The following is a 19,621-nucleotide window of genomic DNA, read 5'->3' as shown; positions in this document are numbered from 1 at the left end:
CGTCCGCCGCTAATCTCAGGGAGCAAGCTCCCATTGATTCGCTCGACTTGCATGTATTAGGCACGCCGCCAGCGTTCGTCCTGAGCCAGGATCAAACTCTCCGATAGAATTTGACTTGCTCATATTGCACTTTTTATAGTGTGTGCTCACTTAAAAATTAACGTTGGCGCTTTGTTTTGTTCAGTTTTCAAAGAGCAATCATGTCGTTTTTAGCGACTTTATTATCTTACCAAAACCAATCGTCTGTGTCAACAACTTTTTAATTTTTTCTTAAAAAGTACTTTGCTGTAACAGCGACTTTTATAATATACCAGCCTGAAAATAATTCGTCAATGGTTTCTTTTAAAAAAATTATGTTTCTTTATTACCTTTCTTTTTATTCATTGGCGTACTTCTCGTATATATCAGACATTCATGTTCTGAAGCAAATCGCTTAAATAAATTAAATAGAATTTTATATCTCTCATTCATTGCCCGCTTCACTAAATGATCGAGTCTGTCATCTTGTAAATCAAATAAAATTTCATCAAGCTCTCTTTTAATGACATATTCTAATTCTTTTTGTTCTATCTCATTTATCATTAACCCAATCATACCCTCACCTCACCTTTATCAAAGCATCTTATCCTATTTGTCAGGATTTTATAATCCAGCTGCAAGATAATTTGTGCATATCTCTTGAAACAACGAATAAGCTTGGAAGTAAGAGCTTGGGACGAGGTGATATCGATTGAAATTTTTTGTTGTATTAAATGCAAAGAACCTCAAACAATATTCTTTTATTCTAGTTATGGCCTTATGTTCAGCTTTATTTCTTTTTTTACAAAACAGCTTGCATACTCCTGTATTTTCTACTGAAGATGGACCAAAAGCGGTATATAAAGGGGAAAAAAATATTGCAATTACCTTTAATATCGGTTGGGGGGATGAAAAGGCGGGACCCATTCTTGAAACACTAAAAGAAGAAAATATTCAATCTGCTACTTTTTTTCTCTCGGGGTCATGGGCAGAACGTCATCCAGACTTAGTAAACCAAATTGTAAAAGAAGGATATGAAATCGGATTGCTTGGTTACAATTATAAAGATTACTCCGATTTAGAGGACGAAGAAATTATACGTGATATTTCCAAGGCACAAGAAGTGTTTACAAAAATGAATGTCAAAAATATCGAACTGCTTCGCGCACCTACTGGTCATTTTGATAAACGCCTATTAAAAATTAGCGAGCGATTCGGATTAACGGTTGTCCATTGGAGCGTAGACTCAAAAGACTGGACAAATCCTGGAGTTGACCAAATCGTGAAAAACGTCACGAAGAAAGCACATAAAGGAGATATTATTCTTCTCCATGCTTCTGATGCTGCAAAACAGACGAACAAAGCCCTTCCTATCATTTTGGATGAGCTGCGCCAGCGCAATTTAACCCTTGTCACAGTATCTGAAATGATTTCTAACTCTTCCGCTCAAAGTGAGGAAATTCAATGACGTGAGACTCATGAAGTGAACGTTTTCCTCCCGTTAATACGCGTCAAACAAAGGGTCAAAGTCTGCTGCTAACTTTGACCCTTTACTACGTTTTTCATTTTTTTATCTACTTTTACCACGGTTCGTTTACTAGCCAACTCCTGCTGTGAACGATTAATTAGTTTATTTAAAATCAATAGTTGATACGCATTGCAAAATAATAAAGGAAATAGCATAAAATAAAGCCAAGCCTCATCATTCCCCTTCAAAACAGGCGTCCATTCAATAATCGTTGCGACCACCATAAAAAATAACGCTGGAATAAAGGCCTGTTTATTCGTTTGTTTCATTTTGAAATAGGCAACGATTAAGCCCGCTCCTAATAAAAATAGGGCTAATAATATGTATGGAGCTAACCCTTCACCCGATTCAAAATTCGTATAGCGTAAATAAACAAAATCCCCCAGCACAAAGAGAAGTAATAAAACCTGCACCGCATTCCATAAGGAAACACTTTTAAAGATCCCAAGACCAAATCGATGAATTGTCAGATAAGCAAAGAAACCAGCTTGACTAATGACACTAAAAATTAAACCGACCCCAAACAGCCAGATAAAGGTCGAAAAAATGGAGACTATTTGAAAAGAAGTAAAATAGCTTTGGAATTCATCCCATCGAACAATAAATCCAGCAAGTGCACCTGTAAAGCCGCCAACAAGCAACGTTGTCATAAATAAGCGAACTACATTACGACTGTTCATAACACACCTCCAATTTTTACTATATTTTCTATTTAATTGTATCAATTCATTTTCTGAAAATCTAATATAATGGCGACTGTGCATAAAATTGATTGATTTAATCATATTAAAAGTAAGAAAACTGAAAGGGGCACTGCCGATGAAAAATGGAGTCGCTTTTTTGTTGATTTCGCTTTTCATCATTTGTACAGGCTGTAATCAAGAAGGTACGAATGAAAAAGTCGACTATGAAGAAACGAAGAAAATGGTTGTCGATATTTTAAAAACAGATGACGGAAAAAAGGCGTTACAGGAAGTACTCAAAGACGAAAGCATGAAAAATGAAATTATTATGAATAATGACACCGTAACAAAGGCGATTGAAAGTACCCTCACTTCCGATAAAGGAAAAGAATTTTGGAAAAAAGCATTTGAAGATAATGAGTTTACAAAGGCTTATGCTAAAGCTTTACGGTCTGAACATAAGAAAGTGTTAAAAGAACTTGCCAAAGATCCAGCCTATCGCACATTATTAACCGATACAATGAAGGAACCTGATATTCAAAAGGAAATCACCAATATCCTCAAGGGAAATGAGATGCGGAAAGTTTATAAAGAGCTCATTGTTGAAACAGGGGAAAGCCCGCTCGTGAAGGCAAAAGTTGAAGAAGCCATTAAGAAAGCTGCCACAGAAGCCGTTGAGAAGCAGAAAAAAGAAGAGGATGGCGGTGGCGACGAAGAATCAAAATAAAAAAGGCTTGTCCTATAAGTCATTTACTGACTATTAGGACAGCCCTTTTTTATTATACTTGGAGAATAAACACAATTATTCCAACTGTGCTATAAAAACTCCTCTTTTCTTATTGCAGTTTATTAACAACTTTTGTCGCGATATCTTCAAAAATCTTTCCGATTCGATGATCCGCCGCATAAATCGATGGAGCAAAATCTTCTTCATTCCAATCAGGCTGCTGTAGAGGTAACTGGCCCAGCACTTCTGTACGAAGCTCTTCTGCTAGTTTCTCTCCACCGCCTTTTCCGAAAACATATTCTCTCTCTCCTGTCACCTTACTTTCAAAGAACGACATGTTTTCAATAACACCGATTACTTCATGTTCCGTTTTAATTGCCATAGCTCCCGCACGTGCTGCAACAAATGCAGCTGTTGGATGTGGAGTTGTAACAATAATTTCTTTACAAGCTGGAAGCATCGTATGAACATCTAAAGCAACGTCCCCTGTGCCTGGTGGTAAATCTAATACTAAATAATCTAAATTATCCCACTCTACTTCTTGGAAGAAGCTATTTAGCATTTTCCCAAGCATCGGTCCTCTCCAAATAATCGGAGCATTATCTTCTACAAAGAAGCCCATAGAGATAACTTGTACACCAAAACGTTCCACAGGAATAATCTTTTCTCCGCGTACAACTGGTCGTTTCGTAATACCCATCATATCCGGTACACTAAACCCATAAATATCTGCATCGACTAACCCTACTTTTTTCCCTAAACGCGCTAGCGCTGTCGCAAAGTTCACCGAAATAGTGGATTTACCAACGCCGCCTTTTCCGCTCGCAATGGCAATAAATTTCGTCTTACTATTTGGAGATAATAAGCCCATATCTTCTTCCGGCATACTTTCACGGTGTTTCGCTAGCTCTTCTTCAGAAAGTTCAGTGAATCGAATACCTACAGATTCTGCTCCAGCCTCTTTCAATAGCTCAACCACTTGCATTTGTAATTGCATTTGCTCAGATGTACCTGTTTTCGCAATAGCCAACTTCACACTTACGTGATTTTTTTCAGGCTTTATTTTAATTTCTAATACACCATTTGTTTCTACTAAGCTTTTATGAAGAAAAGGGTCATTTAACCCCTTTAATATATCCAGTACTTTCTCTTCTGTTAACAAGTTCGAGCACCCCTTCGTAAGTTGTTTTCTTTTACCAATAGTAGTATAACATACTACAGAATAAATACTTAATTGCCAAAACTCAAAACAAGAAAAAGAGCCTTTTCACACCTTAAGGCTCTTCTTTTTCCGTTATCTTTTTCTCAGTTAAATAACGTAGTACTCCTTTATAAACAGAAGCTGCAATTTGCTCTTGGTACTCCTCTTTCACTAAGCGTTCCCTCTCTTCAGCATTTGACAAAAAACCAATCTCAACAAGTGCTCCTGGCTTCTTAGCGTAGTCCATTAAATAGACTCGGTTAATTGTTTTAGCATAGCGGGATGTGTTCTCCAAGTTTCGAATAATTTCTGCCTGAATGAATTTTGCCAACTGTTCATTTTCTTCATAACGCTTAGTGTAAAAAGTCTGTGCCCCTTTCGAGCTTTTTGAGGGGAAAGCATTTAAATGAATACTGAGAAATAAGTCCGCTTCCGATTCATTAATTAGCTCGACTCGCTTGCGTAAATCCTCACTTTTACGAAGATAAATCCCTTTCGTGTCTTCTGCTGCTAAATCCGAGTCATCTTTCCTTGTCAAAATGACTAATGCACCCTGTTCTTGCAAATAATCTCGTAGTTTTAACGTTACGTTTAGGGCAATATCTTTTTCCATTACATTGCCTATATTCGCTCCCCCATCCATACCGCCATGACCTGCATCTAGCACAACTACTTTTCCAGATAAGGGTAAATTCCAAGCATTCCATGAATCATCTTCCACAAACTTGACTGTCACAATTAGAAAAAGAATAACTATACCTAACGCAAATCCCCAATACTTTAGCTTCCTTTTCATTTGCTCTCCTTCCATTTGCCCCTATACATTAAAAATATGGGACGAACTACGGAATTAGAACAAATTCTAGCTTCAGTGCAGCTTCATTTTATGACGCTTTTCCCCTGTTTTAAACCCATCCTTCCACCAGGCCTCTACATATCCTTCACAGCGATAATAGAGCCCCTCTTCGAAATTCTCATTTGAGCCAATCTTGCCCCAATATCGAATAAAATGAAACAGCGTATCAACCAAATGCTTCTTCTCTTGAAAGCACCGTGCCCTTACCTCTTCTTCAGACTCTCCATAATAGCCAAATTTGCTATAATGTGCTCCCAGTAAAAAGGCTTCTATGGCGATATCTAAGCACCCTTCCTCCACCACATCTATGTAGCCTTTATCAAAGTACTGTACAAAACGCGTTTTGACCTGTTCAAGCGATAGCTCTCGAAGGATTCTCCGCTCATACTTAATCTGCTTCTCTCTCTGCCGCTCCTGTAAATCCATAATTACATTCACAAATTTCACCCCCATTCCCCAAGATTGGGGATAAGAATAGTTTTTACTTCCGTTTCAGACACATGCTTATCAATAGTTGGCAAAGTAGCTAAAATCGTCCCACCCCTCTCTCGTTAAGGATTCAGCATGTCACCCATCGCTTGAATAGCTATTTCAATAGGCAAAATAAAAAAGAAAGAAGCTAAGCCTTTCCTTTTTTATCCTCTATCCATTCCGGTTCTTCCAATCACTTTAAATAACTTACATAAACGGCTCTCTGTAAAAACACGACCTCTTTTTCTAGAGCGCTGGTTGTTCTTAGCAATGATTTCATTTCTCTTTTCAATGTATTGATTTCGTTTTGCATATCTTTTATCAGTTTGTCTTGCTCAATTTGCTGTTGTTTGACTCGTTCTTCTTCAAATATAGCATGTTCTATTTCAATCGCTACCCCAGCGGCAGATATAAGATCCCCAATAGTGATAAGTATCGCACCTATTAAAGCAAAGGCAATCACAAGATCTAACTCCGATTCCGAATTACCATTTGCCTTTGAATTACCATTGGCTTTTGAATTACCATTGGCTTTTGAATTACCATTAGCTTTTGAATTACCATTAGCTGCGGATCTTCTTTGGATTCCTTGGTTTAATATTTCTCCATCTTCACCTATCTCTTCTTCTATTTCTTCTACTTCTTCTAGTCCTAACATAATGCCAGTAACCGTAATAATATTCCCCAATGAAACAACCATTGCACCAAACAGGTCGAGCTTATCACCGAACTGAGGAGGAAGGCTATCAAAGAATTCTTCTTGTTTCCACTCGCTCAACGTTTAACCACCTTCTTCAGCGAAAAGAAATGGTAACACACCACTTACTTACAATCGCAATACAAACGATTTGCTCTGAATCGATAACCTAACTCACCTTTCTCCACTATAGGGTATGAATGCCCATAAGAAACGTTCATACATTTTGACATAATTAGGTTCTATAAGATAAAAATAGGTGGTACTCAACCTATAAAGCTGGTACCACCTATTTTTATCAGTGAGGTTAATAGGACTCCACAAAACATGAAAGACCGCCCGCTTTTTTTAAAATTTCAAGTCTTTCTTCAGGCTTTGTTTTCCCCCATTCCTTCTGAGCTTCTTTTGCTGTTTCAAACGCTTTATGAAGTTGATCTAAACTTGCTAAACTAAACGTTGTAATAAGCGATTGATCGTATGGATCCCTCTATCTTCAACCGTTCTACCGGTCTTCCCTTCTGTCCATTCTCCATCTATAAAGCTTTTATTAAATTGTTCAAATTTTTCCAAATGCCCACTTCCTTTGTAAATAAATTAATTTGTCATACAAGCGTAGTTTTTTCCTTATTGAACATACATTTAAAATCCTTTTATACGTTTCTTATCAAAAAATCCTCATCCCTTGGTTTCTATTAACTAGTAACAAAATGGAGCATCAACGTATTACACCAACACAAAAGGACTACCGATTTGGCAGTCCTTCAATCGTCGACTACATCCCCTCAAACCTTATATCCCCTACCTTACTAGTTAAGGTAATAAATATATGTCACAGTTTGGAGGCCCTTCTAGTTTTGAAGTTTTCAAACGACCTTCCTCTACAAATTCCTGTAATGCATGTTCAACTTCAACCGTAGAAATACCAAATAAATCGGCCACTTTTACAGGGGAAATAGACATATATTTTGGTTGATGCGTCGATGAAACGATCATAGATCGAACATGCTGATATAAATTTTCCTTTTCCAAAATAAGACCCCCTTTCTATTCCAGCGTAACGAAAAATTATAAAGTCTTTAATAAATTTCCCACCATGGTAAATATTAATACATGAACCAAATTGGAGGTATAGACATGGGGTTTCTAAAACCGAACTATATAGCAAAAATAGCTATGGAAGCCGGAACGAAAAAAGCAAATCTCCCTTTTAAAAATATGCTTATATTAGGATTTCTAGGGGGAGCGTTTATTTCACTAGGATATCTTTTAGATATTCGTGTAACAGCTAATCTTCCGGAAAGCTGGGGAACATTTGGTTCTTTTTTAGGTGCGGCAGTGTTCCCTCTAGGACTCATTCTAATCCTATTAGCAGGAGGAGAGCTATTAACAGGCAATATGATGGCAGTCTCCATGGCATGTATTGCAAGAAAAGTATCAGTAGGTAAGCTCATTTATAACTGGTTTTGGATTACCATTAGCAATTTTGTAGGAGCTGTTTTTATCGCTTACGTTTTTGGCCACTTAGCAGGTCTTATAAGTGAAGGACCTTTTCTCATTAAAACCATTGCATTTGCCGAAGGGAAATTAAACGAAGGATTTTGGCAATCCTTTTATTCAGCAATCGGCTGTAATTGGTTAGTAGGTCTCGCTGTCTGGTTATCCTATGGTTCGGAAGAAATGAGCGGAAAAATTCTAGCAATTTGGTTTCCGATTATGGCATTTGTCGCTATTGGATTTCAGCACGTAGTAGCCAATATGTTTATCATTCCAGCTGCTATATTTGCGGGTCACTTTAGCTGGATGGACTTTCTAAGAAACTTTATTCCGGTCTTTTTAGGAAATGCCGTGGGAGGAAGCATCTTTGTATCCCTTGCCTATTGGATAGCTTATAACAATGATCTAAAAGATGAAACGCTAAGTAAAACCTAAACAGTAGATACATAGCTGAAAAAGGAGGAAACAACTTGGAAGAGTCAACTTTCTCAATAGAAATTAACGGAAAAACACTCAAAGCAAAACCAGGTCAGTCTATTTTAGATGTAGCTAAAGAACAAGATGTGTTTATACCAAGCATTTGTTATCACCCAAGCTTGGGGACCATTCAAACATGTGATACATGTTATGTAAATGTCGGTGGAGAGCTTGTTCGTTCCTGTACAACAAAAGCAGTAGATGGAATGGTAGTGGATAGCCTTTCACCATTAGTACAGGAGGCACAACATGAAGCGATAGACCGTATTTTAAAAAATCATGAACTATACTGCACAGTTTGTGATAACAACAACGGAAATTGTACGATCCATAATACAGTGGAACTTATGGAAGTGGAACATCAAAAATATCCGTTTAAAGCAAAGCCCTATCCTCCAGATAATTCTCATCCATTTTATCGCTATGAGCCAGATCAATGTATTTTGTGCGGCCGATGTGTTGAAGCTTGTCAAGATTTACAAGTAAATGAAACACTAACGATTGATTGGAGCAGAGAAGCCCCTCGTGTCATTTGGGATAACGATGTCCCGATCGACCAATCTTCCTGCGTATCATGCGGGCATTGTGTGAGCGTATGTCCTTGTAATGCCCTCATGGAAAAAGCAATGTTGGGCAACGCAGGCTATTTAACTAATATTCCCCCTAAAATTTTAGCACCGATGATTGATTTAACAAAAGAAGTAGAGCCAGGCTATAGAGAGATTTTCGCTGTATCAGAAGTAGAATCTGCTATGAGAAAAGCAAGAATCAAACGCACCAAAACCGTTTGTACCTATTGCGGTGTCGGCTGCAGCTTTGAGGTTTGGACAAAGGACCGTGAAATTTTAAAAATTCAAACCCATGCCGAAGCCCCAGTTAATGGTGTTTCCACCTGTGTAAAAGGAAAATGGGGCTGGGATTTCGTTAATAGCGAAGAACGCCTCACAAAACCTCTTATTAGAAACGGAGATGAGTTTGTTGAATCAACATGGGAAGAAGCGCTTAATCTAGTTGCTGAGAAGCTAGGGACTATTAAAGAAACATACGGTTCTGATTCAATTGGATATATTGCGTCTTCCAAATGTTCTAACGAGGAAAATTACTTATTCCAAAAATTTGCCCGGGCAGTAATGGGCACAAATAACGTGGATAATTGCTCAAGATATTGCCAATCTCCAGCCACGACTGGACTAATGAGAACAGTTGGTTTAGGCGGAGACTCGGGAACAATTGAAGATATTATGACTTCTGAGCTCATTATTGTGGTTGGGGCCAACCCAGCAGAATCTCACCCTGTGTTAGCTACTCGTATCAAACGTGCTCATAAATTGCATGGACAGAAATTAATTGTCGCAGACTTAAGGGAGCATGAATTAGCGCAACGAGCTGATTTCCTTGTTCATCCAAAACCAAGCACGGATTTAATTTGGCTTTCTGCAGTGACGAAGTACATTCTTGATCAAGGCTGGGAAGATAAAGAATTTTTAAAAAATCGGGTGAACGGTTTTGATTCATACGTTGCAAGTCTTGAAAAATATACGTTACCTTACGCCGCAGAGAAAACAGGATTAACAGAAGATGAATTAATTAAACTAGCTACGATGATTCATGAAGCGAAATCCGCTTGCATTCTATGGGCAATGGGTGTCACACAGCATAAAGGTGCTACAGATACAAGCACAGCGATCTCTAATTTACTCCTGATTACAGGAAACTATGGCCGTACTGGTACGGGTGCCTACCCATTAAGAGGACATAACAATGTACAAGGAGCATGTGATTTTGGAACGATGCCAGCTTGGATGCCTGGTTATGAACCTGTTCAAGACAAAGAAGTACGAGAGCGTTATGAAACGGCTTGGGGTGTGAAGCTTCCTGAAGAACCAGGTATGGATAATCACCATATGGTAGAAGGAATGGATAAAGGAAAACTCAAAGCCCTTTACTTATTTGGTGAAGATATGTCTCTTGTTGATGCAAATTCCAATCATGTTAATGCGGCATTTGAACGATTAGAGTTTTTTGTTGTACAAGATGTTTTCTTTAGCAAAACAGCTCAGTTTGCTGATGTAGTATTACCTGCAGCACCAAGTCTTGAAAAGGACGGAACGTTTACTAACACTGAGCGAAGAATTCAGCGCTTTCATAAGGTCTTTGAGCCGCTAGGTGATTCAAAGCCTGACTGGGAAATCTTCCAGGAAGTAGCCAACCGTTTTGGAGCCAACTGGAATTATAAACACCCTAGCGAAATAATGGCTGAGGCAGCAAGTCTTGCCCCATTGTTTGCCGGTGTCAGCTATGAACGTTTGGAGGAATGGAATAGTCAAGTTTGGCCAGTATTAAAAGATGGAACAAGCACTCCACTTTTATATAAAAACCGCTTCGCACTACCTGATGGCAAAGCAAGATTAGTACCTGTTGAATGGACGCCGCCATTTGTAGCAGGAGAAGAATTTGATCTACATTTAAACAACGGCCGTTTACTAGAACATTTCCATGAAGGAAACATGACCTATCGATCTGAAGGCTTAACACATAAGGTTCCACATCCTTGGTTAGAGGTTTCATTAGAACTCGCAAAAGAACGGAACTTAGAAGATGGTACTTTAGTTGAACTCACTTCTCCATATGGACAAGTTCAAGTAAGAGTGATCGTCACAGATCGAGTAAAAGGAAACGAACTTTACTTGACTATGAATACGAGGGAAGATACAGAAGCAGTAAACAGATTGACAAGCAGTTATCACGATACAATCACCCATACTCCTGCCTATAAAGAAGCAGGTGTGAAAATGGAAGTGATTGAACCAAAAGGCGAATCTCCATTGCCGAGACATAATCATCGCTTTGGAAATAGAGTACCGCAGCTAAGCGTCAGAGTAGAAGATAAATGGAGACGTTCAGATTTCACTTCAATCCCAGAACTCATTCAATTAAGGGGGGACGAATATGGCGAAAGCAATCACGCAAATTAAAAAAGAGGTACCCAATCAAGAGCTCGAGCAGTCACAGGCGGTTTCTGAAATCATTCAGGAACTGGCCGCTAATAAAGAAGCCATTTTACAAACCATTAGCATCATAAAAGGTCTGCATGAGACAAAGGTTTTGGAAGCTGTCACTTCTATGATTGAGCAGAGAACAGAAATTGGGGCAATTGCTATTCAACAAATTAACCAGCCTTCTATGCACAATGTTATCAAAAACGGAATGAGTGCTTTTTCCTTTTTAGGGTCATTGCAGCCAGAACAGCTGAACACTCTTCTAGATGGATTCGGCCACGGGGTCAAGAATCTTTCTAACACTGAACAAGATGCTGAAAAACAAAGTCTTTGGAAATTAAGAAAGAGACTTGGCAGCCCCGAAATACGCATAGCCATGACAACGATGTTTGATTTTATGGATGGAATGGGAGAAGCGCTTTTACGGAACAAGCGAGGCAATTCATAAAGGAAGGATGATTATCTTGGAAACCAGTATTGTAACAGTTCAAAACATGGTTAACCAGCAAGATGCCGATAAGGTTCTTCAAGCTATCGAGGATGTATGGGGAATAAGTAAGGCTGAAATCAAACTTTCTAAGAAACAAGCCATCTTCACATATGACGAGAGGATGGCCGCACAACAAGATTTTGAACAAGCCATTAAGGAGTTAGGATTTAACATCACTCATTAACGTTTTCTTGATAAGGAGGAGCACCTATGAAAATGTGTGAAGTATGCGGTTCAAAAGAAGAAATCGAGAATAAAGAAGAGATAGCAATGGAGTCCGTTAGCCTTCATGTCTGTGAAAGTTGCCGAGAAGACCGGAAATGGCATACATTCGACAACTTCTCATAATATCGCTTCTTACATTCAATCTCTCAACTGAGGTTGGAAAACATGAACACCGGTTACTCGTATTCAGCAGACGTATTTCAACGAAAATCGGCTGTAAGATGATACTATCAAATCACCCCTGATGAACTGACATTACGTCTAGCGAAACAGGTAGAGCTTCCTACTTAAGTTTTAGCGGTAATAAGACATTAAAATGGGTATAGACTAGAAATCATCTAACAGGACTTATAGACAGGCTGGTTCAACTTTTTATTGAATCAGCCTGTTTGTATTTTGTGATATAGCGGAAACGCTTGATGATTCCTAGTGCCCTATTTTACTTTTATATGGATGTCATCGCACTTAGAAGCTACCAAACGCCCTCCTCCCTTTTTTCAATTCCTGCACAAAACAAATTAATCCTCTAGATGTATATCTAGCACACGCAACAAATATATTAAAAGAGCTGAGTATAGAACATCTAAATTGATATATAGCTATACGTTTCTTCATAAGCATTTTAAAAGCATAAAAAAGACCCCCAAGCCAAAAGCTTGAGAGCCTTGAAACGTAAAATTAACGTTTTGAGAACTGAGGAGCACGACGTGCACCTTTAAGACCGTATTTTTTACGTTCTTTCATACGTGGGTCACGTGTTAATAATCCAGCAGATTTAAGAGCTGGACGGAATTCTGGATCTACTTGAAGCAATGCACGAGCGATACCGTGACGGATTGCGCCAGCTTGACCAGTGTATCCTCCACCACTAACGTTTACAAGAACGTCGTAGCTTCCAGTAGTTTCAGTAGCAACTAGTGGTTGGTTAACAACTAAACGTAGTGCTGCGAATGGGATGTATTCATTAATGTCACGACCGTTGATTACGATGCGACCTTCGCCTGGTACTAAACGTACACGAGCAACTGAGCTCTTACGGCGACCAGTACCATAATATTGAACTTGTGCCAAGATAGTAACCTCCTTAATAATTATCCGCGTAATTCATATACTTCTGGTTGTTGAGCAGCATGTTTGTGCTCTGGACCAGCGTATACGTGTAATTTTTTGAATTGTTGACGACCAAGAGAATTCTTTGGAAGCATACCTTTGATTGCTAATTCAAGCATTTTCTCTGGGTAGTTTGTACGCATCTCAAGAGCAGTTCTTGTTTTAAGACCGCCTGGGTGCATACTGTGACGGTAATAAATTTTGTCAGTTAATTTTTTACCAGTCAATTCGATTTTTTCTACATTGATTAGAATTACATGATCACCAGTATCAACGTTTGGTGTAAATGTTGGTTTGTGTTTACCACGTAGAATGGAAGCTACTTCTGCAGCTAGACGACCTAAAGTTTGACCTTCAGCATCGATCACATACCATTTACGTTCCACTTCGTTAGCTTTCGCCATAAATGTCGTACGCATGGTTATCCTCCTAAAAACAGTTAAATTTTTAATATTTATCTTCATCACAATAAACTTCCGGGGCTTATCGCGGGATTAAAATACATACCATATTATATTAAACTCTTCCATAAGCCTTGTCAAGCGAATGTTACACCAGGGCTAGTTGTCTTGGTGAATAACAAATCCCTTTATGAAGCCATTTCTAGAAGAAATCATCAAAATTAGGAAAAAAAATTAATTTTCGGGATAGTATACTTCCCATAAATATAGCCCATGACCTGGTGCTGTCTTCCCCGCAGCCTGACGATCACACTTGGCTAAAATGTGCGGCAAATCAGTCGCCTTCTTCTTGCCGCTTCCGACCTCAAGCAATGTGCCAACAAGAATTCGAACCATATTATATAAAAATCCCGTGCCGAAAAAGCGAAACACCAGCGAATCGCCTTGCTCCTTCACTTCAATCTCATGAATCGTTCGAACTTTATCGACAACACTCGTATTCGAGGCACAAAAACTCGTAAAATCATGGGTACCTACTAGATATGAAGCAGCTTCTCTCATTGCCTCCAAATCCAATGGATGTGGATAATGATACGCATAGTGACGTTGAAATGGATCACGCAGCGGACTGCGTTCCACCCTATAACGGTATTCCTTGCCGATTGGATTAAATCGTGCATGAAAGTCATCAGCGACCTGCTCAACCGCTAATACGACGATATCGCCCGGTAATAAGGCATTGAGCGCCTTCTGCCAATTTTCAGCAGGCAAAGCATTCGTAGAGTCAAAGTGAATAACCTGCCCCTTGGCGTGCACCCCAGCATCTGTTCTTCCTGATGCCGTTACTTTTACATGGGTACCCTTATGCATTTTCCCAAGTGCAGCCTCAAGCTCACTTTGAACCGTTCGTTTTTCCGGCTGCACCTGATATCCTGCAAACGCTGTACCATCATACGAAATAATACATTTATATCTTGGCATTATTTTTCCCTCTTATGAACGTAATAGAACTAATACACCCGTTAAAATGACAAGCCCAATCATACACAAACTATCTATCATACCCCAGTGAAGCTGACGATATTTCGTTCGCCCTTCTCCGCCTTGGTAGCCGCGTGCTTCCATCGCTGTTGCCAATTCCTCAGCCCGCTTAAAAGCACTAACAAACAAGGGTACTAACAGAGGAACAATCGCTTTAATACGATTCTTAATCGGCCCAGAAGAAAAATCGACTCCCCTAGCAATTTGTGCTTTCATAATTTTATCCGTTTCTTCCATCAAAGTTGGAATAAAGCGGAGAGCAATGGACATCATTAACGCCAACTCATGCACAGGTACCTTCCACTGTTTCAATGGATTTAACAATTCCTCCATTCCATCTGTAATCGAAATAGGAGTAGTCGTTAACGTTAATAAAGACGTTACCAAAATTAAAAATGTAAAACGTAAAGAGATAAATATCCCTTGTCGCAAGCCGCCTTCATAAATTTCCAGCCAGCCCAGTTGATACAGCACTTCGCCTTCTTTTGTAAACAAGATATGAACTAGAAACGTAAAGATAATTAATAACAAAACCGGCTTTAACCCACTAATTAAGAAACGAATCTTAATTTTTGAGAGTAAGATAATCCCTAGCGTAACTAAACCAAGAAGGCTATATGTTACTAGATTATTAGCCAAAAAAACGATACATACAAAAAAGAAAACGAGCAAGAGCTTTGCACGCGGGTCCATTCTATGCATCACAGAGTTCGCCGGAACATAACGCCCGAAAATCATTTTATCTAGCATTAGCGGTTCCCTCTTTTCATTGCTTTATCTATTTCAATTGCTAAATCATCAATATTTAAACAAGGCTTATCAAAACGAACACCGAGCTCTTTTTGCAGCTTCAATTGAAAGCGCACCGTATCAGGCACATCTAAGCCTAATTCAAGCAATTGCACAGGATCTGAAAAAATTTCTTGTGGGGAGCCTTTTTTAAAGACAGACCCTTGATGCATAATAACGATTTCATCGGCATACTTCGCCGCATCTTCCATACTATGTGTTACAAGTATCGTCGAAATGCCTCGCTTTTTATGCAAGTCATAAAACATGTCCATAATTTCTTTGCGACCACGCGGATCAAGCCCTGCCGTTGGCTCATCTAAAACGAGTACATCCGGTTCCATCGCAAGCACACCTGCAATGGCCACCCGCCTCATTTGTCCTCCTGATAAATCAAACGGTGACTTCTCTAAGATATCTTCTGCTAAGCCTACATGCTGAATCGCCTTTCGGGCAAGTACTTTGGCATCCGCTTCCGACACCCCAAAATTCATCGGTCCAAAACAAATATCCTTCTCCACCGTTTCATCAAACAATTGATGCTCAGGAAATTGAAACACAATCCCTACTTTTTGACGAATCGAACGTAATTGCTTCTCTTTACGCCCCGCTTCAATGGTTCGATCCCCAATGATAATCCGCCCTTTAGTAGGCTTTAATAGCGCATTCAAATGCTGAAGAAGCGTTGATTTTCCGGAACCAGTATGTCCAATAATAGCCGTATATGAGCCGGAATCAATAGAAAGATTCACATCATGCAAAGCAAGATGCTCAAACGGAGTATTCGCTTGATAGCGATATTCTACATCTTCGAGTGTAATTCGCATAAATCCTTCACCAACTCTTCCTCTGTCAAATGCCCATATTCAATCGCTACGCCATTCTTTTGTAGAGCTTTGCTTAGTTTAATAGAAAACGGAATATCAAGTCCTAGCTCAATAAGCTCTTTTTCCATTTTAAAAATATCACTAGGCGTGCCTTCTCGATATAATTGTCCTTTATTCATGACAATTATACGATCCGCTTTCGCAGCCTCCTCTAGATCATGCGTAATGGAAATAACAGTAAGTTCCTTCTCCTGCATCAATTCCCTCACTGTCTCCAATACTTCTTCACGCCCTCTTGGATCAAGCATCGAAGTCGCTTCATCCAAAATAATAATATTGGGCTGCAGTGCTACCACTCCTGCAATCGCGATTCTTTGCTTCTGTCCGCCAGAAAGATGGTGCGGCTCTTGATTGAGAAATTTACTCATTTTCACCTTCGATAACGCGTTTTGTACACGCTCCACCATCACTTCTTGGGGGACACCGACATTTTCTAAACCAAAAGCCACATCATCTTGAACAGTGGTACCTACAAACTGATTATCAGGATTTTGAAACACCATGCCGATTTGCCGACGCACATCCCACACTGTTTCTTCTGTTAACACTTTATCATTCACTGTAATTGTCCCAGTCTGTGCAAATTGAAGGCCGTTTAATAATTTTGCTAATGTTGACTTTCCGGATCCGTTATGACCAACAATCGCCAACCATTCGCCCTCATATATATCAAACGATACATCATTTAAAGCAAAGTTCTTTTGTCCCTCATATTTGAACTTAATATTCTCTAAGGAAACCAGTTTCTTTCTCATTGTGGCCCTCCTTCCCCTCAAACTACGTCTACACTTAGCTCAACTCAATTACAAATAAAAAGTATTAATTTTGAATATAAAAAAACGCTGCACCCCTTCCACCGAAATATCTTTCGGTAAATTAAGAGCAGCTTGGTTTTACAATCTATTTCGACAAATAGATTAATCTTATATACACTTTATTGATTAAAGTGGGAAGGGGTGCTTGAGCTAGACGAGAAGGCTCCTGTAAAGCAGGTACACCAGCCATCGTAACACTCAATGCGTATTTCATATATAAAGCAACATTGCATCATTCAACTCGTAAAGAAAATAGACAACATCCCCATTATCTTTACGGAGCTAAACACGAGTATAAATCAAAAAGAACTTAAATTTTTATATATAAAAAGAAAAAGGGCAAAGAACAAGTGAGTTTATTCATCATCTGTCCTGCCCTTTTTCATCGAAAGTTATTAAACTAATTCAATAACCACGACTGGTGCACCGTCACCGCGGCGTGGACCCATTTTTAAAATACGAGTGTAGCCACCTTGGCGTTCTTCATAACGTGGAGCGATGTCTGCGAATAATTTTTGAACAGCATCTTGTCCTTTTTCGGCATCAGCTACTTCATTACGAATAAATGCTGAAGCTTGACGACGTGCATGTAAGTCACCACGTTTACCAAGAGTGATCATTTTTTCTACAACAGAACGTAATTCTTTTGCACGTGCTTCTGTAGTTTCAATGCGCTCATGGATGATAAGATCCGTAGCTAAATCACGAAGTAATGCTTTACGTTGTGCGCTAGTGCGCCCTAACTTTCTGTAACCCATTAGAGATTCCCTCCTTTGTTGAAATTCTATATTATGTCATGTAATAGATATTAGTCGTCTTTACGAAGACCTAAACCTAATTCTTCTAGTTTCGCTTTCACTTCTTCAAGTGATTTACGACCCAAGTTACGAACCTTCATCATATCTTCTTCCGTTTTATGAGCAAGCTCTTGAACGGTATTGATTCCAGCACGTTTTAAACAGTTGTAAGAACGAACAGAAAGATCTAATTCCTCGATTGTCATCTCCAGAACTTTTTCTTTTTGATCTTCTTCTTTTTCAACCATGATTTCAGCATTTTGTGCTTCGTCTGTCAAACCAACAAAGATATTTAAATGCTCCGTTAAAATTTTTGCTCCAAGGGCAATCGCTTCCTGAGGTCCTGTACTGCCATCTGTCCAAACATCCAACGTTAGTTTATCAAAATTAGATAATTGTCCAACGCGTGTGTTTTCTACTTGATAAGAAACACGGGAAACAGGAGTGTAGATTGAATCAATTGGAATTACACCAATTGGTTGATCTTCTCTCTTATTTTGAACAGCCGGAGTATAACCACGACCACGTTTCGCTGTTAGGCGCATACGCATATGACCGTTTTTACCGATTGTTGCGATATATAAATCCGGGTTAAGAATTTCTACATCACTATCATGGGTAATATCAGCCGCTGTAATGACACCTTCACCTTGAACATCAATTTCAAGCGTCTTTTCTTCATCGGAGTAAATCTTTAGAGCAAGCTTTTTCACATTTAGAATGATAGAAGTCACATCTTCTACGACGCCTTCAATTGTTGAGAACTCATGCAAAACTCCATCAATTTGTATAGCTGTGACAGCAGCACCTGGGAGTGAGGATAATAGAATACGACGTAAGGAGTTACCCAAAGTTGTACCATACCCACGCTCTAGTGGCTCTACGACGAATTTACCGTATTTGGTATCGTCGTTGATTTCAACCGTTTCGATTTTTGGTTTTTCTATTTCGATCATTAATAAACCCTCCTTCAAAACGTCAAAACCCCGGCTAGTGGGATTAATCACTATAACCGAAATTCCCCATGTATACGTTCCCGCTGTGCGCAACAACTGAAAATTTAATAATTCTGTAAGAACGCAAACCTAGTATTATATCCCATTATAGACAGGAATACAAAATCTATACAGAAAGATTAAACACGGCGACGTTTTGGTGGACGGCATCCGTTATGTGGAACTGGAGTTACGTCTTTGATAGCTGTTACTTCTAGACCAGCAGCTTGAAGTGCACGAATAGCAGCTTCACGTCCAGCACCAGGTCCTTTAACAGTAACTTCTAGAGTTTTCATACCATGTTCGATTGATGTTTTAGCAGCTGTTTCAGCAGCCATTTGTGCAGCAAATGGAGTAGATTTACGTGAACCACGGAATCCTAAAGCTCCTGCACTTGACCAAGAAATAGCGTTACCATGAGAATCAGTAATCGTAACGATAGTGTTGTTGAAAGTAGAGCGAATATGCGCAATACCAGTTTCTATATTCTTTTTCACACGACGTTTACGTGTATTAGTTTTACGTGCCATGAAAAGTAACCTCCTTTTCTAATTATTTTTTCTTGTTAGCTACTGTACGACGAGGTCCTTTACGCGTACGAGCATTATTTTTAGTGTTTTGTCCACGAACAGGAAGACCACGACGGTGGCGAAGACCACGGTACGCGCCGATTTCCATTAGACGCTTGATGTTAAGAGAGATTTCACGACGAAGGTCGCCTTCTACTTTTAACTTGTCAATGATGTCACGAATTTTGTTTAATTCGTCTTCTGTTAAGTCACGAACGCGAGTATCTTCAGAAACACCTGCTTCTGCAAGAACTTTGATCGCAGTTTGTTTACCAATACCATAAATATATGTTAATGAGATAACAATACGTTTGTCACGGGGAATATCTACTCCAGCAATACGTGCCATGC

26 protein-coding genes and 1 rRNA gene are annotated in these 19,621 nt (G+C 39.2%); 7 read left to right on the top strand and 20 right to left on the bottom strand.

The window, feature by feature from the left end; all coding sequences use genetic code 11:
• Together ACE199_RS18840 and ACE199_RS18835 are read right to left on the bottom strand one after the other, a co-directional pair.
• Positions 1–107, bottom strand: a 16S ribosomal RNA gene (locus ACE199_RS18840); the annotation flags it as partial.
• A 244-nt stretch (positions 108–351) separates the two neighbouring features.
• Positions 352–594 carry a hypothetical protein gene (locus tag ACE199_RS18835; protein ID WP_127758691.1) on the bottom strand — a complete coding sequence of 81 codons (243 nt, stop codon included), beginning with the start codon at positions 592–594 and terminating at the stop codon, positions 352–354.
• A 136-nt stretch (positions 595–730) separates the two neighbouring features.
• Here ACE199_RS18835 and pdaB point away from each other — a divergent pair, with 136 nt between their 5' ends.
• Positions 731–1,486 carry a polysaccharide deacetylase family sporulation protein PdaB gene (gene pdaB / locus ACE199_RS18830; protein WP_127758690.1) on the top strand — a complete coding sequence of 252 codons (756 nt, stop codon included), beginning with the start codon at positions 731–733 and terminating at the stop codon, positions 1,484–1,486.
• A gap of 68 nt (positions 1,487–1,554) precedes the next feature.
• Here pdaB and ACE199_RS18825 read toward each other — a convergent pair whose 3' ends face one another.
• On the bottom strand, positions 1,555–2,226 hold the full coding sequence (locus ACE199_RS18825) for a KinB-signaling pathway activation protein (RefSeq protein ID WP_375351131.1): 672 nt from the start codon (positions 2,224–2,226) through the stop codon (positions 1,555–1,557).
• 139 nt (positions 2,227–2,365) lie between these two features.
• On the opposite strand from ACE199_RS18825, the gene gerD reads away from it, so the two are divergent.
• The gene (gene gerD / locus ACE199_RS18820) at positions 2,366–2,956 is read left to right on the top strand and encodes a spore germination lipoprotein GerD (RefSeq protein WP_375351130.1); all 591 of its coding nucleotides are present in this window, start codon (positions 2,366–2,368) and stop codon (positions 2,954–2,956) included.
• A gap of 109 nt (positions 2,957–3,065) precedes the next feature.
• Here gerD and ACE199_RS18815 read toward each other — a convergent pair whose 3' ends face one another.
• The 7 genes from ACE199_RS18815 to ACE199_RS18785 form a co-directional block, all read right to left on the bottom strand.
• Positions 3,066–4,118, bottom strand: coding sequence for an Mrp/NBP35 family ATP-binding protein (locus tag ACE199_RS18815; protein ID WP_375351129.1), 1,053 nt, complete (start codon positions 4,116–4,118; stop codon positions 3,066–3,068).
• A gap of 112 nt (positions 4,119–4,230) precedes the next feature.
• On the bottom strand, positions 4,231–4,953 hold the full coding sequence (gene cwlD / locus ACE199_RS18810; RefSeq protein ID WP_375351128.1) for an N-acetylmuramoyl-L-alanine amidase CwlD: 723 nt from the start codon (positions 4,951–4,953) through the stop codon (positions 4,231–4,233).
• 72 nt (positions 4,954–5,025) lie between these two features.
• Positions 5,026–5,451: a DUF2521 family protein gene (locus ACE199_RS18805; RefSeq protein WP_375351127.1), complete on the bottom strand. Its 426-nt coding sequence runs from the start codon at positions 5,449–5,451 to the stop codon at positions 5,026–5,028.
• A gap of 226 nt (positions 5,452–5,677) precedes the next feature.
• A complete protein-coding gene (locus tag ACE199_RS18800; protein ID WP_375351126.1) occupies positions 5,678–6,262 on the bottom strand; it encodes a hypothetical protein in 585 nt (194 codons plus the stop codon).
• Positions 6,263–6,488: 226 nt separating this feature from the next.
• Positions 6,489–6,644 carry an aldehyde dehydrogenase family protein gene (locus ACE199_RS18795; RefSeq protein ID WP_375351133.1) on the bottom strand — a complete coding sequence of 52 codons (156 nt, stop codon included), beginning with the start codon at positions 6,642–6,644 and terminating at the stop codon, positions 6,489–6,491.
• Positions 6,626–6,751, bottom strand: a complete 126-nt coding sequence (locus ACE199_RS18790) for a hypothetical protein (RefSeq protein ID WP_375351125.1) — start codon at positions 6,749–6,751, stop codon at positions 6,626–6,628. Before ACE199_RS18790 ends, ACE199_RS18795 begins: the two co-directional genes overlap by 19 nt.
• Before the next feature lie 240 nt (positions 6,752–6,991).
• On the bottom strand, positions 6,992–7,210 hold the full coding sequence (locus ACE199_RS18785; protein ID WP_119118243.1) for a PCI domain-containing protein: 219 nt from the start codon (positions 7,208–7,210) through the stop codon (positions 6,992–6,994).
• Positions 7,211–7,315: 105 nt separating this feature from the next.
• Between ACE199_RS18785 and ACE199_RS18780 the strand changes: the two genes are divergently transcribed.
• From ACE199_RS18780 to ACE199_RS18760, 5 genes are read left to right on the top strand one after another with little or no spacing between them, the layout of a single operon-like run.
• Positions 7,316–8,110, top strand: coding sequence for a formate/nitrite transporter family protein (locus tag ACE199_RS18780; protein WP_375351124.1), 795 nt, complete (start codon positions 7,316–7,318; stop codon positions 8,108–8,110).
• Positions 8,111–8,145: 35 nt separating this feature from the next.
• The gene (gene fdhF / locus ACE199_RS18775) at positions 8,146–11,127 is read left to right on the top strand and encodes a formate dehydrogenase subunit alpha (protein ID WP_375351123.1); all 2,982 of its coding nucleotides are present in this window, start codon (positions 8,146–8,148) and stop codon (positions 11,125–11,127) included.
• Positions 11,102–11,599, top strand: coding sequence for a helical membrane plugin domain-containing protein (locus ACE199_RS18770; protein ID WP_375351122.1), 498 nt, complete (start codon positions 11,102–11,104; stop codon positions 11,597–11,599). Before fdhF ends, ACE199_RS18770 begins: the two co-directional genes overlap by 26 nt.
• A 16-nt stretch (positions 11,600–11,615) precedes the next feature.
• Positions 11,616–11,825: a heavy-metal-associated domain-containing protein gene (locus tag ACE199_RS18765; RefSeq protein WP_375351121.1), complete on the top strand. Its 210-nt coding sequence runs from the start codon at positions 11,616–11,618 to the stop codon at positions 11,823–11,825.
• Between the two features lie 26 nt (positions 11,826–11,851).
• A complete protein-coding gene (locus tag ACE199_RS18760) occupies positions 11,852–11,989 on the top strand; it encodes a hypothetical protein (RefSeq protein WP_375351120.1) in 138 nt (45 codons plus the stop codon).
• A gap of 555 nt (positions 11,990–12,544) precedes the next feature.
• On the opposite strand, the gene rpsI is transcribed toward ACE199_RS18760, so the two are convergent.
• The 10 genes from rpsI to rpsM form a co-directional block, all read right to left on the bottom strand.
• Positions 12,545–12,937: a 30S ribosomal protein S9 gene (gene rpsI / locus ACE199_RS18755; protein ID WP_119118237.1), complete on the bottom strand. Its 393-nt coding sequence runs from the start codon at positions 12,935–12,937 to the stop codon at positions 12,545–12,547.
• 20 nt (positions 12,938–12,957) lie between these two features.
• Entirely contained in the window at positions 12,958–13,395 is a 438-nt protein-coding gene (gene rplM / locus ACE199_RS18750; RefSeq protein ID WP_252292558.1) for a 50S ribosomal protein L13, read from the bottom strand.
• A gap of 216 nt (positions 13,396–13,611) precedes the next feature.
• Positions 13,612–14,358 carry a tRNA pseudouridine(38-40) synthase TruA gene (gene truA / locus ACE199_RS18745; protein WP_375351119.1) on the bottom strand — a complete coding sequence of 249 codons (747 nt, stop codon included), beginning with the start codon at positions 14,356–14,358 and terminating at the stop codon, positions 13,612–13,614.
• A 12-nt stretch (positions 14,359–14,370) separates the two neighbouring features.
• Positions 14,371–15,168 carry an energy-coupling factor transporter transmembrane component T family protein gene (locus ACE199_RS18740; protein ID WP_375351118.1) on the bottom strand — a complete coding sequence of 266 codons (798 nt, stop codon included), beginning with the start codon at positions 15,166–15,168 and terminating at the stop codon, positions 14,371–14,373.
• Complete coding sequence (locus tag ACE199_RS18735; RefSeq protein ID WP_127758679.1) at positions 15,168–16,034, bottom strand: energy-coupling factor ABC transporter ATP-binding protein; 867 nt, start codon at positions 16,032–16,034, stop codon at positions 15,168–15,170. Before ACE199_RS18735 ends, ACE199_RS18740 begins: the two co-directional genes overlap by 1 nt.
• Complete coding sequence (locus tag ACE199_RS18730; RefSeq protein ID WP_375351117.1) at positions 16,010–16,849, bottom strand: energy-coupling factor ABC transporter ATP-binding protein; 840 nt, start codon at positions 16,847–16,849, stop codon at positions 16,010–16,012. The genes ACE199_RS18735 and ACE199_RS18730 overlap by 25 nt, the downstream gene beginning before the upstream one ends.
• A 455-nt stretch (positions 16,850–17,304) precedes the next feature.
• Positions 17,305–17,667: a 50S ribosomal protein L17 gene (gene rplQ, locus ACE199_RS18725; RefSeq protein ID WP_127758677.1), complete on the bottom strand. Its 363-nt coding sequence runs from the start codon at positions 17,665–17,667 to the stop codon at positions 17,305–17,307.
• Between the two features lie 50 nt (positions 17,668–17,717).
• Positions 17,718–18,662: a DNA-directed RNA polymerase subunit alpha gene (locus ACE199_RS18720; RefSeq protein ID WP_119118230.1), complete on the bottom strand. Its 945-nt coding sequence runs from the start codon at positions 18,660–18,662 to the stop codon at positions 17,718–17,720.
• 179 nt (positions 18,663–18,841) lie between these two features.
• On the bottom strand, positions 18,842–19,231 hold the full coding sequence (rpsK, locus tag ACE199_RS18715; RefSeq protein WP_028390438.1) for a 30S ribosomal protein S11: 390 nt from the start codon (positions 19,229–19,231) through the stop codon (positions 18,842–18,844).
• 22 nt (positions 19,232–19,253) lie between these two features.
• On the bottom strand, positions 19,254–19,619 hold the full coding sequence (gene rpsM / locus ACE199_RS18710) for a 30S ribosomal protein S13 (RefSeq protein ID WP_127758676.1): 366 nt from the start codon (positions 19,617–19,619) through the stop codon (positions 19,254–19,256).
• Positions 19,620–19,621: the final 2 nt, after the last annotated feature.

This window comes from Peribacillus sp. Hz7, assembly GCF_042136355.1.
GTDB classification, from domain to species: domain Bacteria; phylum Bacillota; class Bacilli; order Bacillales; family DSM-1321; genus Peribacillus; species Peribacillus asahii_A.
Note: the sequence above shows the minus strand (reverse complement) of the source record. Positions and strands in the feature narration are given on the sequence as shown.